The sequence below is a fragment of the Streptomyces sp. NPDC014870 genome (genome assembly GCF_043081505.1).
GTDB lineage: Bacteria > Actinomycetota > Actinomycetes > Streptomycetales > Streptomycetaceae > Streptomyces.
The window spans coordinates 58,452-71,656 of record NZ_JBIBWQ010000016.1 but is presented as its reverse complement, the minus strand read 5'-3'; the positions used below and the strand labels follow the sequence as shown (position 1 = coordinate 71,656).

At 69.4% G+C, this 13,205-nt stretch carries 18 protein-coding genes; 5 read left to right on the top strand and 13 right to left on the bottom strand.

Annotation, left to right across the window (positions count from 1 at the left end):
- Positions 1 to 10: 10 nt before the first annotated feature.
- From ACF09C_RS36270 to ACF09C_RS36245, 6 genes are all read right to left on the bottom strand, one after another.
- The gene (locus ACF09C_RS36270) at positions 11 to 664 is read right to left on the bottom strand and encodes a TetR/AcrR family transcriptional regulator (RefSeq protein WP_392097799.1); all 654 of its coding nucleotides are present in this window, start codon (positions 662 to 664) and stop codon (positions 11 to 13) included.
- 160 nt (positions 665 to 824) lie between these two features.
- The gene (locus ACF09C_RS36265) at positions 825 to 2,168 is read right to left on the bottom strand and encodes a dicarboxylate/amino acid:cation symporter (protein WP_392097797.1); all 1,344 of its coding nucleotides are present in this window, start codon (positions 2,166 to 2,168) and stop codon (positions 825 to 827) included.
- Between the two features lie 396 nt (positions 2,169 to 2,564).
- The gene (locus ACF09C_RS36260) at positions 2,565 to 2,855 is read right to left on the bottom strand and encodes a DUF4229 domain-containing protein (protein WP_362416402.1); all 291 of its coding nucleotides are present in this window, start codon (positions 2,853 to 2,855) and stop codon (positions 2,565 to 2,567) included.
- Between the two features lie 61 nt (positions 2,856 to 2,916).
- Positions 2,917 to 3,441 (bottom strand): GNAT family N-acetyltransferase, encoded by a 525-nt coding sequence (locus tag ACF09C_RS36255; RefSeq protein ID WP_392097795.1) that lies wholly within the window; start codon positions 3,439 to 3,441, stop codon positions 2,917 to 2,919.
- 5 nt (positions 3,442 to 3,446) lie between these two features.
- The gene (mqnE, locus tag ACF09C_RS36250; protein WP_392097793.1) at positions 3,447 to 4,610 is read right to left on the bottom strand and encodes an aminofutalosine synthase MqnE; all 1,164 of its coding nucleotides are present in this window, start codon (positions 4,608 to 4,610) and stop codon (positions 3,447 to 3,449) included.
- Positions 4,611 to 4,660: 50 nt separating this feature from the next.
- Positions 4,661 to 5,116 carry an Lrp/AsnC family transcriptional regulator gene (locus tag ACF09C_RS36245; protein ID WP_318104107.1) on the bottom strand — a complete coding sequence of 152 codons (456 nt, stop codon included), beginning with the start codon at positions 5,114 to 5,116 and terminating at the stop codon, positions 4,661 to 4,663.
- A 126-nt stretch (positions 5,117 to 5,242) separates the two neighbouring features.
- Between ACF09C_RS36245 and ACF09C_RS36240 the strand changes: the two genes are divergently transcribed.
- Positions 5,243 to 5,371: a hypothetical protein gene (locus tag ACF09C_RS36240; protein WP_392097933.1), complete on the top strand. Its 129-nt coding sequence runs from the start codon at positions 5,243 to 5,245 to the stop codon at positions 5,369 to 5,371.
- Here ACF09C_RS36240 and ACF09C_RS36235 read toward each other — a convergent pair.
- Genes ACF09C_RS36235 through ACF09C_RS36225 form a run of 3 tightly spaced genes read right to left on the bottom strand, consistent with a single transcriptional unit; the run spans position 5,368 to position 6,611 of the window.
- Complete coding sequence (locus tag ACF09C_RS36235) at positions 5,368 to 6,051, bottom strand: UbiX family flavin prenyltransferase (protein WP_392097791.1); 684 nt, start codon at positions 6,049 to 6,051, stop codon at positions 5,368 to 5,370. The genes ACF09C_RS36240 and ACF09C_RS36235 overlap by 4 nt on opposite strands.
- A gap of 39 nt (positions 6,052 to 6,090) precedes the next feature.
- Positions 6,091 to 6,342 (bottom strand): type II toxin-antitoxin system RelE/ParE family toxin, encoded by a 252-nt coding sequence (locus tag ACF09C_RS36230; RefSeq protein WP_392097789.1) that lies wholly within the window; start codon positions 6,340 to 6,342, stop codon positions 6,091 to 6,093.
- Entirely contained in the window at positions 6,339 to 6,611 is a 273-nt protein-coding gene (locus ACF09C_RS36225) for a type II toxin-antitoxin system Phd/YefM family antitoxin (protein WP_392097788.1), read from the bottom strand. Before ACF09C_RS36225 ends, ACF09C_RS36230 begins: the two co-directional genes overlap by 4 nt.
- A 270-nt stretch (positions 6,612 to 6,881) precedes the next feature.
- On the opposite strand from ACF09C_RS36225, the gene ACF09C_RS36220 reads away from it, so the two are divergent.
- The gene (locus ACF09C_RS36220) at positions 6,882 to 7,763 is read left to right on the top strand and encodes a hypothetical protein (protein ID WP_392097786.1); all 882 of its coding nucleotides are present in this window, start codon (positions 6,882 to 6,884) and stop codon (positions 7,761 to 7,763) included.
- 34 nt (positions 7,764 to 7,797) lie between these two features.
- On the opposite strand, the gene mqnP is transcribed toward ACF09C_RS36220, so the two are convergent.
- Both mqnP and ACF09C_RS36210 read right to left on the bottom strand, forming a co-directional pair.
- Entirely contained in the window at positions 7,798 to 8,700 is a 903-nt protein-coding gene (gene mqnP, locus ACF09C_RS36215) for a menaquinone biosynthesis prenyltransferase MqnP (RefSeq protein WP_392097784.1), read from the bottom strand.
- On the bottom strand, positions 8,697 to 10,154 hold the full coding sequence (locus tag ACF09C_RS36210; protein WP_392097782.1) for a menaquinone biosynthesis decarboxylase: 1,458 nt from the start codon (positions 10,152 to 10,154) through the stop codon (positions 8,697 to 8,699). Before ACF09C_RS36210 ends, mqnP begins: the two co-directional genes overlap by 4 nt.
- An 89-nt stretch (positions 10,155 to 10,243) precedes the next feature.
- Between ACF09C_RS36210 and ACF09C_RS36205 the strand changes: the two genes are divergently transcribed.
- Positions 10,244 to 10,618 (top strand): PLD nuclease N-terminal domain-containing protein, encoded by a 375-nt coding sequence (locus ACF09C_RS36205; RefSeq protein WP_392097780.1) that lies wholly within the window; start codon positions 10,244 to 10,246, stop codon positions 10,616 to 10,618.
- Complete coding sequence (locus ACF09C_RS36200) at positions 10,618 to 11,508, top strand: LysR family transcriptional regulator (protein ID WP_392097778.1); 891 nt, start codon at positions 10,618 to 10,620, stop codon at positions 11,506 to 11,508. Before ACF09C_RS36205 ends, ACF09C_RS36200 begins: the two co-directional genes overlap by 1 nt.
- Here ACF09C_RS36200 and ACF09C_RS36195 read toward each other — a convergent pair.
- Both ACF09C_RS36195 and ACF09C_RS36190 read right to left on the bottom strand, forming a co-directional pair.
- A complete protein-coding gene (locus tag ACF09C_RS36195; protein ID WP_392097776.1) occupies positions 11,405 to 12,352 on the bottom strand; it encodes a DMT family transporter in 948 nt (315 codons plus the stop codon). The two genes, ACF09C_RS36200 and ACF09C_RS36195, sit on opposite strands and share 104 nt — an antisense overlap.
- 88 nt (positions 12,353 to 12,440) lie before the next feature.
- A complete protein-coding gene (locus ACF09C_RS36190) occupies positions 12,441 to 12,632 on the bottom strand; it encodes a hypothetical protein (RefSeq protein ID WP_392097774.1) in 192 nt (63 codons plus the stop codon).
- Between the two features lie 303 nt (positions 12,633 to 12,935).
- Here ACF09C_RS36190 and ACF09C_RS36185 point away from each other — a divergent pair, with 303 nt between their 5' ends.
- Positions 12,936 to 13,190: a hypothetical protein gene (locus ACF09C_RS36185; RefSeq protein WP_392097772.1), complete on the top strand. Its 255-nt coding sequence runs from the start codon at positions 12,936 to 12,938 to the stop codon at positions 13,188 to 13,190.
- Positions 13,191 to 13,205: the final 15 nt, after the last annotated feature.

Here is a 13,205-nt window from a genome sequence, read left to right as displayed (position 1 = left end):
CCGCGTCAATCTAGGAGAGATCGGGGAGCGAGGACAATCCCCGGGGGGACCACCGCTCACTGCGCATCAGATTGCCGAGCCCGGCCCAGGAGAAGTTCATCAGCGTCGCCGCCGCCTCCCAGGCCGTCATCCCCGGCGTCTCGTTGGCCCAGCAGGCCAGCGACTCCGCCGCCCCGACGAGCGCCTGGGCGAGCCCGGCGACGTCCCGCTCGGCCAGCTCAGGATCGCGGTTCGTCGCCCGGTGGGTCTCCTCGGCCGCGGCCCCGATCAACGTCCCCACGTACGCGACGATCTCGTCCCGCATCCGCCCCGCCTCACCGGCGAACGGCTCCCCGTGCGTCCGCGCCTGCCGGCTCAGCACCGCCCACCCGTCGGGGTGCTCGGCGGTGTGCGTGAAGAAGGCGAGCAGCCCCGCCCACAGCTGCTCCTCGGCGGGCTCGGCCCGGTCGACGCCGCCCACGACGGCGGCGAGCAGCGCCTGCGCCTCGCGCCGGATGCAGGCGGTGAAGAGCTCTTCCTTGGAGTTCAGGTACAGATAGACCAACGGCTTGGAGACACCGGCGAGTTCGGCGATCTCGTCCATCGAGGCGGCCTGGTACCCCCGCCGCCCGAAGGTCCGCACGGCGGCGTCCATCATCTGCCGCTCGCGCACCTCCCGAGGCATCCGCCTGACCTTCGCCCCAGCCAACTCGCCCCGCCCTTCCCCGCCCTGCCCACCGACTCCGGAGGAGAGCCTACGTCCCTCACAGGGGCCCCCGGGAACGCGTGATGCCCACGCCCCCCGGAGGGACGTGGGCATCAGGACGGAGCCCGTGCGGGTCGGGTCAGGCGGTGGCCGGGACCGCGACCTTCTGCTCGGCCTCGCGGACGTCGCCGCCGTCGACCGGGGAGGCCGAGGCGGAGTTGTACGTGTCGAGGTCGAGGATCTTCTCGCGGGCGGCGACGACGACCGGGACCAGGGCCTGGCCGGCGACGTTCGTGGCCGTGCGGATCATGTCCAGGATCGGGTCGATGGCCATCAGGAGGCCGACGCCCTCCAGCGGGAGGCCCAGGGTGGAGAGGGTCAGGGTCAGCATGACCGTGGCGCCCGTCAGGCCAGCCGTGGCGGCCGAGCCGACGACCGAGACGAAGGCGATCAGCAGGTAGTCCTGGATGCCCAGCTGGACGTCGAAGATCTGCGCGATGAAGATCGCGGCGAGCGCCGGGTAGATCGCGGCGCAGCCGTCCATCTTGGTGGTCGCGCCGAACGGGACGGCGAAGGAGGCGTACTCCTTCGGGACGCCGAGGCGCTCGGTGACCTTCTGGGTGACCGGCATGGTGCCGACCGAGGAGCGGGAGACGAAGGCCAGCTGGATGGCCGGCCAGGCGCCCTTGAAGAACTGGAGCGGGTTGACCTTGGCGACCGTGGCGAGCAGCAGCGGGTAGACGCCGAAGAGGACCAGGGCGCAGCCGATGTAGACGTCGGCGGTGAAGGTCGCGTACTTGCCGATCAGCTCCCAGCCGTAGTCGGCGATGGCGAAGCCGATGAGGCCGACGGTGCCGATGGGGGCGAGGCGGATGACCCACCACAGGGCCTTCTGGAGCAGTTCCAGAACCGACTCGGAGAGCGACAGGATCGGCTTGGCGCGGTCGCCGAGCTTGAGCGCGGCGACGCCGGCGACGGCGGCCATGAAGACGATCTGCAGGACGTTCAGCTCGGTGAACGGGGTGATGACGTCCGTCGGGATGATCCCGGTCAGGAAGTCGATCCAGGTGCCCTCGCGCTTGGGCAGCTTGCCGTCCTGCGGGGTGAGGCCGGTGCCCGCTCCCGGGTTGGTGAGCAGGCCGATCGCGAGGCCGATGGCGACCGCGACGAGCGAGGTGATCATGAACCAGACGAGGGTCTGGGCGGCCAGCCGGGCCGCGTTGTTCACCTTGCGGAGGTTGGTGATCGACACCAGGATCGCGAAGAAGACGAGCGGGGCGACGGCCAGCTTCAGAAGCTGGACGAAGATGTCGCCGACCTGGCCGAGGGTGTCCTTCAGCCAGCTGATGTCCTGGCTGCGGGCGAGCCAGCCGAGCAGGACGCCGAGCACGAGACCGGCGACGATCTGGGCCCAGAAGGGGATCTTGGGTATTCGGGAGGAAGCCGGGGACTTCGTCTCGGGCGTGGACGCGGACGCGGACACGGGCACACTCCAGCGGTGCGTATCGGGGAAATACGGGGACGGGGGTGCGGTACACACGCGTTAAGGCGGTACCGCTGCATGATGCCGGGGTCAGAGCTCGCGGCAACAGACCGCGGACATACAGCGGCACAGATCGACATGCAGGCGCGCCACGAGCGGGGTGCTCGCGGCATCGAGGAGGCGCACTGCTGTCGTCATGGCAGGTACGTTAACACTTGAACTTTGAGAACCTCAAAGCCCTTCTTTGAGGTAGCCGGACCCCGCCCGGACCTCCGAAACGCAGAACACCCCGGCCAGGAGCCTTCGAAGCTCCGGTTCGGGGTGTTCTGTTGATGTTTGTACTGTGAGGAAACTTACCCGGGCCTTACATGCCCGGGCTTCGCCCACCCGGCCTGACTACACGTCCTCGCGCGACCGGTTCTCCGCGAGGCGGTCCTTCGCCCTGTCCACCTTGGCCACGATCTGCTCGGACATCGCGTCGCGCTGGCCGCGCAGCAGGACGAAGCTGAGCGGCGCGGAGATCACGATGGCGAGCAGCAGCACCCAGAGCAGGTTGGAGTCGCCGAGGCCGCGCGGCAGCACGCCCACGTAGACGAGGCCCCAGAGGGCGAAGAAGCACCCGGCGAAGACGCCGAGGCGCATGAGGGTGTAGCGGAGGGTCGCAGCGCCCGTCCCGTTCGCGGCCACGACGGCCCCTTTCTCTCTCTGTGTCAGTTCGCCCCACCAGTGAAGCACGGGACAAAGGTGATCAATTCAGCGGGAGCAGCATGATGATGTCGTCCCGGTCGTCGCCCTCGGCCACCCGGATCGCGCCGGGCACGCGCCCGACCTCCTTGTAGCCGCAGGAGCCGTAGAAGCGGTCGACGCCCGTGCCGCCCCGGCACGTGAGCCGGATCGCGTCGATCCCGTCGAGGCCGCGCACCGCGTCCTCGACGGCGGCCATCAGGTCACGGCCGTACCCCTTGCCCTGGTGGGAGGGGTGGACCATGACCGTGTAGAGCCAGACCCAGTGCTTCATGAGCCGGTGCGTGTTGTACGCGACGAAGGTGGTGGCGGCGACGGTGCCGTCCCGCTCGTAGCCGACGACGAGCCGCATCCGGCCCTCGGTCATGGCGACGAGGTGCTTGACCAGCTCGGGCCGGACCACCTCGGACGTCACCGGCGGGACGAAGCCGACGGCTCCGCCCGCGTTGGAGACGTCGGCCCAGAGCCGCAGGACACCGTCCCGCAGCTCGGGGGTGACCGGCGGGTCGAGTTCGAAGCGCAGGCTCATCGGCGTCAGAGCCGCATCGGCTGGGGCGACTCGCGGCGGCCCTCGTCCGGACCCGGGTACTCGCGGATGATCTCGTAACGGGTGTTGCGCTCCACCGGGCGGAAGCCGGCGTCGCGGATCAGCTCGAGCAGGTCCTCGCGGCCCAGCTTGTTCGGCGTGCCGTAGTTGTCGGCGTCGTGCGTGATCTTGTACTCGACGACCGAGCCGTCCATGTCGTCGGCGCCGTGCTGGAGCGCGAGCTGGGCGGTCTGGACGCCGTGCATGACCCAGAAGACCTTGACGTGCGGCACGTTGTCGAAGAGGAGCCTGGAGACGGCGAAGGTCTTGAGGGCCTCCGCGCCGGTCGCCATCGTCGTGCGCGCCTGGAGCTTGTTGCGGACCTTGCCGTCCTGCATGTCCACGAAGTCGTGCTGGTAGCGCAGCGGGATGAAGACCTGGAAGCCGCCGGTCTCGTCCTGGAGCTCACGCAGCCGCAGCACATGGTCGACGCGGTGCCGGGGCTCCTCGATGTGCCCGTACAGCATCGTCGACGGGGTCTTGAGCCCCTTCTCGTGCGCGAGGCGGTGGATCCGGGACCAGTCCTCCCAGTGGGTGCGGTGGTCCACGATGTGCTGGCGGACCTCCCAGTCGAAGATCTCCGCGCCGCCGCCGGTGAGGGACTCCAGACCGGCCTCGATCAGCTCGTCGAGGATGTCGGAGGCCGACATGCCCGAGATGGTCTCGAAGTGGTGGATCTCGGTGGCGGTGAAGGCCTTCAGAGAGACGTTCGGGAGCGCCTTCTTCAGCTCGGAGAGCGAGCGCGGGTAGTAGCGCCAGGGCAGGTTGGGGTGGAGCCCGTTGACGATGTGCAGCTCGGTGAGGTTCTCGTTCTCCATCGCCTTGGCGAGGCGGACGGCCTCCTCGATGCGCATCGTGTACGCGTCCTTCTCGCCCGGCTTGCGCTGGAACGAGCAGTACGCGCAGGACGCGGTGCACACGTTCGTCATGTTGAGGTGGCGGTTGACGTTGAAGTGGACGACGTCACCGTTCTTACGGGTCCTGACCTCGTGGGCCAGGCCGCCGAGCCAGGCCAGGTCGTCGGACGCGTACAGAGCGATGCCGTCCTCGCGGCTCAGCCGCTCTCCGGAACGGACCTTCTGCTCCAGCTCGCGCTTGAGTCCCGCGTCCATCTAGGGCCGCCTCCCATGTCTGACGATTTCAGGCTCCACCCACCGTACTCTCAGCCCTCCTCGGGCAGATCTCCGACCCGGTTCTCCCACTTCGTGGAGAGCACGATCGTCGTACGGGTGCGGGAGACGCCCTTGGTGCCGGAGAGCCGGCGGATCGTCTTCTCCAGACCGTCGACGTCGTCGACCCGGACCTTGAGCATGTACGAGTCGTCGCCGGCGATGAACCAGCAGTCCTCGATCTCCGCGAGGTCCTTCAGGCGGCGGGCCACGTCCTCGTGGTCGGCGGCGTCGGAGAGGGAGATGCCGATGAGGGCGGTGACGCCCAGGCCGAGCGAGGCCGCGTCGACGGTGGCGCGGTAGCCGGTGATGACCCCGGCCGCCTCGAGGCGGTTGATGCGGTCGGTGACGGAGGGGCCGGAGAGCCCGACGAGTCGGCCGAGTTCGGCGTACGAAGCGCGGCCGTTCTCGCGCAGAGCCTGGATGAGCTGCCTGTCCACGGCGTCCATAGGTATGAAGCCTTCCATTGTCCAGCGATACCGCGAGTTTAGGTATAGAATCTAAGGTACACAGGGGTCGACACCCTGTGAATCTTTCAGTTGATCAAAGACGATCTTTCAGGAGTGGTGTTCACCGTGTACACGATCGAGATGGCCTACGCCCGTATGCGCGAGCTGCAGGACCTGGCCAACCGCTCGCGTGCCCACCAGCCGTCCGCGCTCGCCCGCCGCGCCGCGAAGAAGCGCGCCGCGAAGAAGCGCTAAGCCCCCCGGGGAGCAGCTCCACCGAGCTCCCCCTCCCAACGGCGGTACAGCCGGTGCGGCACCTCTGCCGCGTCGAGCACCCGCCCCGCGACGAAGTCCACCAGATCCTGGATGTGCGTCGCTCCCGCGTAGAACGCCGGCGAGGCGGGCAGCACCACTGCGCCCGCCTCGTCCAGCGCGACCAGGTGCTTCAGCGTCTGCCCGTTCAGCGGGGTCTCCCGCACCGCGACCACCAGCGGCCGCCGCTCCTTGAGCGTCACGCTCGCCGCCCGCTGCAGCAGGTCCTTCGAAAGTCCCAGCGCCACGCCCGCCACCGAGGCGGTCGACGCGGGCACGATCAGCATCCCCTTCACCGGGTACGAGCCGCTGCTCGGTCCCGCGGCCAGGTCCCCGGCCGCCCAGTACCGCACGTCGTCCACCCGGACGTCGAAGGTGTCGGGCTTCCCGTCGGCGCCCCGCGCCAGCCAGGTCGCCAGGTCCTCGCGCCAGTGCGCGTCCCGGAAGGCGACCCCGGTCTCGTCGAGCAGCGTCAGCCGCGACGCCCGCGACACGACCAGGTCGACGCTCTCGCCCGCCGCGAGCAGCCCCCTCAGCACGGCGGCGGCATACGGCGTCCCCGACGCCCCGGACACCCCGACCACCCAGGGACGACGCTGCTGTTCCTCTACTACCGGCTCCACGCCGACGAGCCTATCCGGCGGCGCGGGCGACCCGCCCTCTCAGGCCGCCCTTCCGACCTTCACGACGTACACGGTGATCGTCAGGTCGTCCGGCCGGTAGAGCACCCGCCAGTCACCGACGGACAAGCGGTAGTACCCGGAGCCGCCGAGAGGCCGCGCCTCGGCGGGACACGGCTCGTCGGCCAACGCCCGGACAGCCGCCGCGCAGGCCTTGGCGCCGACAGGGTCGGACTCCCGAAGGCGGCGGAACTCCTGCATCGCGATGTGCTCCCACACCACAGCATGGGTCACCGCTCAGCCTCGCGGTCCTCGGCCTCCAGCTGGGCCATGAACTCCTCGTGGCCGAGCCGCATCCCGCCGGGATCCGTCTCGCGGCGCCTGGCCTCGGCGATGTCCGCCTCGTCGCGCAGGCGCTGGAGTTCGGCGAGTTCCTCTATGGGCACGAGAGCCGCCGCGGGCTTTCCGTACTCGCTGATCAGAATGTGCTCACGGCCATGGCGGACCCGGCCGACCAACTGGCCCAGCTGGTTGCGAGCTTCCACGAGCGGATACGTGTCCATACGAAAACTGTACACACCTGCAGGTCTGTACGGGTTCTCGTTCACTGATCGGCCGAGCGGGGCCCTCGCCGCCAAGGGGTGCCCCCTCGGGAGTGCCCGCCGGGCCGGGGGCGTCACCCCCGGGCGGGCCCGCCGGGCTGACCCCCCGGGCGCACCCCGGACATGCCCCGCCGTTCCCCCGGGTCTGCCCTCACGGGCCTGGACCGCTCGTTCCGGCCCCGCGGAGACTGAGCGGGCGCAGGTCATGACGTCACGCCTTCCGGAGCGGCCATGTTCACCCACCGACACCGCGGAGCGACCGAGGCCGTACCGGGCCACGGGCGCGAGCAGCTGTCCCCGGCCCCTGAGCACGCCCCTCACCCCGGGCACCCGCACCACCTCACGCCCGCCGGGCTCCAGGCCATCCAGCGCACCGCGGGGAACGCGGCCGCCGTCCGCGCGATCCAGCGGACCGGGTCCGGCGGCGACGCCCCGGGCGAGCAGGGCACACAGGCCGCTCAGGCACCCCGGTACCGGATCCAGATCCAGACGGCGAAGAACAGCCGCACCCACCACCTCGACTACTGGGGGAACCTCGCACTCGGCCACGCCTGGGTCGCCCTCTACAAGGAGGAGGGCGGGCAGGAGACCTGGAAGTCCTACGGCTTCTTCCCCGCCGAGGAAGTCGCCCACGACAAGCCCTTCAGGTCGGTGAAGGGTCAGGTCAAGAGGAACCACGACAACCCCGGCAACGCGACCTCGAAACTCACCGCGGACCTCACGGAGGAGCAGTACGAGAAGGCGCGCGCGTTCATCCGGGCCAACGAGAGCCGCTCCTACAACCTGGCCACCTTCAACTGCACCACGTTCGCCCGCTCGGTCTTCCAGGCCGCGACCGGCGAGACCGCCCCCGGCCTCGGCCTCCCGCTCCTGGAGAACCCGAACACCCTGCAGGACTCCATCAAGCGGCGCAACGACAAGAAGGGCGCCCCGCGCAAGGGCGAGAACATCAACGCCGACGTGGGCTCGAACTCGGACTACGACTCCGACAGCTCCGACGACAGCTGGTCCAACCCGCTGGGCGGCTTCCGGCAGATGAACGAGCCCGAGACCCCGCCCCCGCCGCCGGCGCGCCCCGCCGCACCGGCCCGCCCGCGCTTCGAGATCGACTGAGAGCGCGGGCGGTCCCGCGGCCGCCGGACTGGCCTCAGAGGGTCAGGCCGCGCATCACCAGGTCGATCAGCGCGCACAGGAACAAGGAGATCCCGATGAAACCGTTCGTCGTGAAGAACGCGCGGTTGAGGCGGGACAGGTCGTGCGGCTTGACGATCGTGTGCTCGTAGCAGAACGCCGCGACCACGATCACCAGGCCGATCCAGAAGAACGTCCCGGCGTCGGTGGCCAGCGCGTACCAGACCAGCAGGCCCGTCGTGACGACCGCGGAGCCCCGCGCGCCCCAGAGCGCCGCGGGGACACCGAAGCGGGCCGGGACGGACATGACGCCGTGGGCGCGGTCGGCCTGGACGTCCTGGCAGGCGAAGATCAGGTCGAAGCCGCCGATCCAGACGCCGACCGCGAGGCCGAGGATCACCGCGTCCCAGGACCAGGTGCCGGTCACCGCGAGCCAGGCGCCGATCGGCCCTATGGCCTGGGCGAGGCCGAGGATCGCGTGCGGGAAGTTCGTGAACCTCTTGCCGTACGGGTAGACCACCATCGGCACCACGGCGAGCGGCGCGAGGGCCAGGCAGAGCGGGTTGAGCAGCGCGGCCGCGCCGAGGAAGACGACGACGGCGATCCCGGCCCCGGTCCAGGCGGACCGCACCGACACCGCGCCGGTGACCAGCTCGCGGCCGGCCGTGCGCGGGTTACGGGCGTCGATCTCCCGGTCGATGATCCGGTTGCAGGCCATCGCGAAGGTCCGCAGGCCCACCATGCAGACGGTGACCAGGAGCAGCTTGCCCCAGTGGACGTTCTTGTCCAGCTGGAACATCGCGGTCAGCGAGGCGATGTACGCGAACGGCAGCGCGAACACCGAGTGCTCGATCATCACCAGCCGCAGGAACGCCTTCGTACGCCCCGGCTGGGCGCCGGGCACGGCCGCGGTGGTCACAGGCCGTACTCCTTCCAGCGGCGGTCCACGAGGGCCGCCGTCGCCGGGTCGGACTCCACCATGTCCGGCCAGCCGCCGTCCCTGGTGTAGCCCTCCTCGGGCAGCTTCTTCGTCGCGTCGATGCCGGCCTTGCCGCCCCAGAACTGCTGGTACGAGGAGTGGTCCAGGTGGTCCACCGGGCCCTCGACGACGGTCAGGTCACGGGAGTAGTCGGTGTTCCCCAGCGCCCGCCAGGACACCTCGTGCAGGTCGTGGACGTCGCAGTCCTTGTCCACCACGATGATCAGCTTCGTCAGCGACATCATGTGCGCGCCCCAGATGGCGTGCATGACCTTCTGCGCGTGCTTCGGGTACTTCTTGTCGATCGAGACGATCGCGCAGTTGTGGAAGCCGCCCGACTCGGGCAGGTGGTAGTCCACGATGTCCGGCACGATGATCTTGAGCAGGGGCAGGAAGAACCGCTCCGTGGCCCGCCCCAGCGGCCCGTCCTCGGTCGGCGGACGCCCCACCACGATCGACTGCAGCAGCGGCCGCTTCCGCATGGTCACGCAGTCGATCTTCAGCGCCGGGAACGGCTCCTGCGGTGTGTAGAACCCGGTGTGGTCGCCGAACGGCCCCTCCGGGAGCATCTCGCCCGGCTCCAGCCAGCCCTCGATGACGACCTCGGCCTGCGCCGGCACCTGCAGCGGCACCGTCTTGCAGTCGACCATCTCGATCCGCTTGCCCTGCACGAACCCCGCGAACAGGTACTCGTCGATGTCACCCGGCAGCGGAGCCGTCGAGGCGTAGGTCACGGCGGGCGGACAGCCGAAGGCGATGGCGACGGGCAGTCGCTCGCCCTTCGCGGCCGCCACCGCGTAGTGGTTGCGGCTGTCCTTGTGGATCTGCCAGTGCATGCCGATGGTGCGCTTGTCGTGCCGCTGGAGCCGGTAGAGCCCGAGGTTCCGCACCCCGGTCTCCGGATGCTTGGTGTGCGTAAGGCCCAGGTTGAAGAACGACCCGCCGTCCTTGGGCCAGGTGAAGAGCGCGGGCAGCCGGTCCAGGTCGACGTCGTCGCCGGTGAGGACGACCTCCTGCACCGGGGCGTTCTCGGCCTTCACCTTCTTCGGCGGCACGTGGACCATCGAGCCCAGCTTGCCGAAGGCCTCCCGTACGCCGACGAAGCCCTGCGGCAGCTCGGGCTTGAGCAGCCCGCCGATCTTGTCGGAGATGTCCTCGTACGACTTCAGGCCCAGCGCCTTGAGCAGCCGCCGGTCGGTGCCGAAGACGTTCATCGCGAGCGGCATGGCGGAGCCCTTGACGTTCTCGAAGAGAAGCGCCGGACCTCCCGCCTTGTTCACCCGGTCGACGATCTCCCCGACCTCCAGGTACGGATCGACTTCGGCCTTGATGCGCTTGAGGTCACCTTCGCGCTCCAGCGCCCTGAGCAGCGAGCGGAGATCGTCGTAAGCCATAGGGGCAAGTATCGGTCACCGGCTAGGCTTGACCTGTCACCGGGGCCGTCGAATCGTTCCCCGCCACCGTTTCCAGGGGGCTGTCCCACATGCTCAGGGCGCTGATGTTCATCCTGCCGCTGGCGCTGACGATCTACGCGTTCATCGACTGCCTGAACACCCCCGAGGACGAGGCCAAGCACCTGCCGAAGGTCGTCTGGGTCATCATCATCCTGCTGTTCTGGATCGTCGGCCCGATCGTGTGGCTCGCGGCGGGCAAGAAGCGCAAGGCAGCGTCCGGCGGCCGCGCGCAGCGAACCGAGTGGGTCGCGCCCGACGACAACCCGGAGTTCCTGAAGTCCATCCGCGAGGAGAAGGGGAAGGACGAGTCCCTCCTCAAGGACTGGGAGGCGGACCTGCGCCGCCGCGAGGAGGAGCTGAAGAAGCGCGATCAGGACGAGGACAAGGGCAAGGACAACGGCTGATGGAGCTGAGGCTCCTCGTCACCTTCGAGAAGGTGGCCACCGTCCTCTCCTTCACCCGGGCAGCGGCAGAACTCCGCTACGCGCAGTCCTCCGTCACCAGCCAGATCCGCGCCCTGGAATCCTCGCTCGGTGTGGAGCTCTTCGAACGGCTCGGCAGCCGCATCCGGCTCACCGAGGCCGGTGAGCGTCTCGTCCCGTACGCCCGCCGGATCATCGAGCTGACGGAGGAGGCGCGGACGGCGGTCGCGGAGACGGACGTACCGTCGGGAACGATCGCCGTAGGCACGATGGAATCCCTGACGTCCTACCGCCTGCCACCGCTCCTGGAGCTCTTCCACCACCGCTACCCGAAGGTCCAGCTCTCCCTGCGCACGACACTCGGTGACGAGACGCGTCAGGCGCTGCGCCAGGGGACGTACGACATCGGCTTCCTGATGGAGCCGGACACGGAGCACGAGGGCCTGGAGAGCGAGGTCCTCGCCCCGGAACCGCTGGCCCTGGTCGCCTCGCCACGCCACCCGCTCGCCGGCCGTACGGCCCTGACCCCGGCGGACCTGGCGGCGGCGCAGCTGGTGGGCACCGAGCCGGGCTGCCCGTACCGCGACCTGTTCGAGGCGGCGCTCAGCGAGTGGGCGCCGCCCTTCATGGAGTTCGGCACGATCGAGGCGACGAAGCGGGGCGTGGCGGGCGGCCTGGGCATCGCCCTGGTGCCCAGGATCACGGTGGCGGACGAACTGTCGTCCGGAGTCCTCGTCGAACTGGACTGGAAGGCACCGTTCACCCTCTTCACGCAGATCGCGTGGCGGCGGGGGAAGCGGCTTCCGGCGCATGTGCGGCTGTTCGTGGAGCAGGCGCGGAAGCTGGTGTCGGAGCAGACCCCGCGAGCGTGACCCGCAGACTGGCGAGCACGATCAGCGGCACCCCGAGCGCCTGGACCAGCCCGATGTGATGCCCGTACACGGCCCAGTCGGCGACCATCGCGACGGCGGGGTAGGTGAAGGCGAGCACGGCGATCTTCGCGGTCGGCAGCTTCTGGTAGGCGGCGTACATCAGCACGTACATGAGCCCGGTGTGGATGAACCCGAGCCCGACGAGCCACCCCCACCCGCCCCCGATCCGCCCGCTCTCCTCGAACTCGACGAAGGGCAGCAGCAGGGGCAGCCCGACAAGCACCTGCACGAGCGCGACAAGATGCGGCCGTACCCCGCTGACCCGCTTGGTGACGATGGTGGAGAGCCCGTACAGCACGGCCGCGGCCAGGGCGAACCCGAGCCCCTTGAGGGAGGCGGTGTCCCCGGGCCGTATGCCGGACACCAGCACGAGCCCGACGAACGCGACCGCGAGCCAGCCGAACTTCGCCACGGTGATCCGCTCCCGGAAGAGCACGGCGCCGAGGACGACGAGGAAGAACGGCTGGGTGTGGTAGACCACCGTGGCGAAGGAGATCGAGGTCGCCTCGTACGCCTCGAAGAGGAACACCCAGTTGAAGACGATGAACACCCCGCCGAGCGCGGCGAGCCCCAGCTTCTTCGGCGTGAACCCGTGCTGGGTGAAATACCCCCGCACGAGGCTGTACACCCCCAGCGCCAGGGCGCCGAAGAGGCACCGGTAGAACACCACGCTGAAGGGCGAGGCCCCGGACTCGACGACGAAGATGCCGAGGGTGCCGGAGAGCACCATGGCAAGGGTCAACTCGACGGTTCCCCTGCGCTGCATACGGTTCTCGTTTGTCATGCCACCGACGCTACGAAGGGTGCCGGGTCCCGGGCCACGACCCAGTGGGGCGTCCTGCCGATGGCCTCATCGGCGAGGCCGATGGGGCCTAGTTGTCGGAGCCCACGGTGTTGTCGTGACCGGCGTTGAACACGTCGTCCTCCGCGAACTGGAACCAGTCGCCGAACACGATGGTGTGCGAGTCCTCCGGCTCGTAGTTCACGTACACGTCGGCGCTCGCGACCCCGGCGGCCCCGAGGACGAGAGCACCGGCGGCAAGGGCGGTCAGCAGGGAACGCATGGCAGAGACCTCTCGGTGGAACGACGGATTGCTCGGCCAGCTAAGACCACCGGATCCCCACGCCCCGCACACCTGGCCGGTACCGTCCCGGGCTTCAGCCGATCGGCGGCGACGACGACGTGGCGAGTGGGCCCTGCCAGTAATCCGGTCGATTCGACGTCCGAGGCCGTGGCACGATGCGCGGCATGACGACGAACCGAAGGGTCCATGCCACGTAGGCGCCGAGGACCCGCCCGGGCCGGGGTCTCCCGCCACCGGGCCCGAGCACCACAGCCGGCCATCGACGGCCTGTCTGCACGTGCGATGTCCGAGATCCTGAGTCTCGAACGCACCCGCAACTATCTCCACCAGGGAGACGTCAGCACGGCCCTTCACCTGTGGAGGAACCACGTCCGCCGTCCCGCGCGCGAGCGGTGGGACGACGACGAGGGGGACAACCTGCACTGGTACTGCTGCGGCAACCCGCGCGAGGCCCGCGCCCTCCTCGACTCCGTGCTGCAGGCCCTGTCACCTCGAAGCGCCCGTGAACTCCGGCGGGTGGCCGGCCGATTCGGCTGAGGGAGGGGCGTGCGG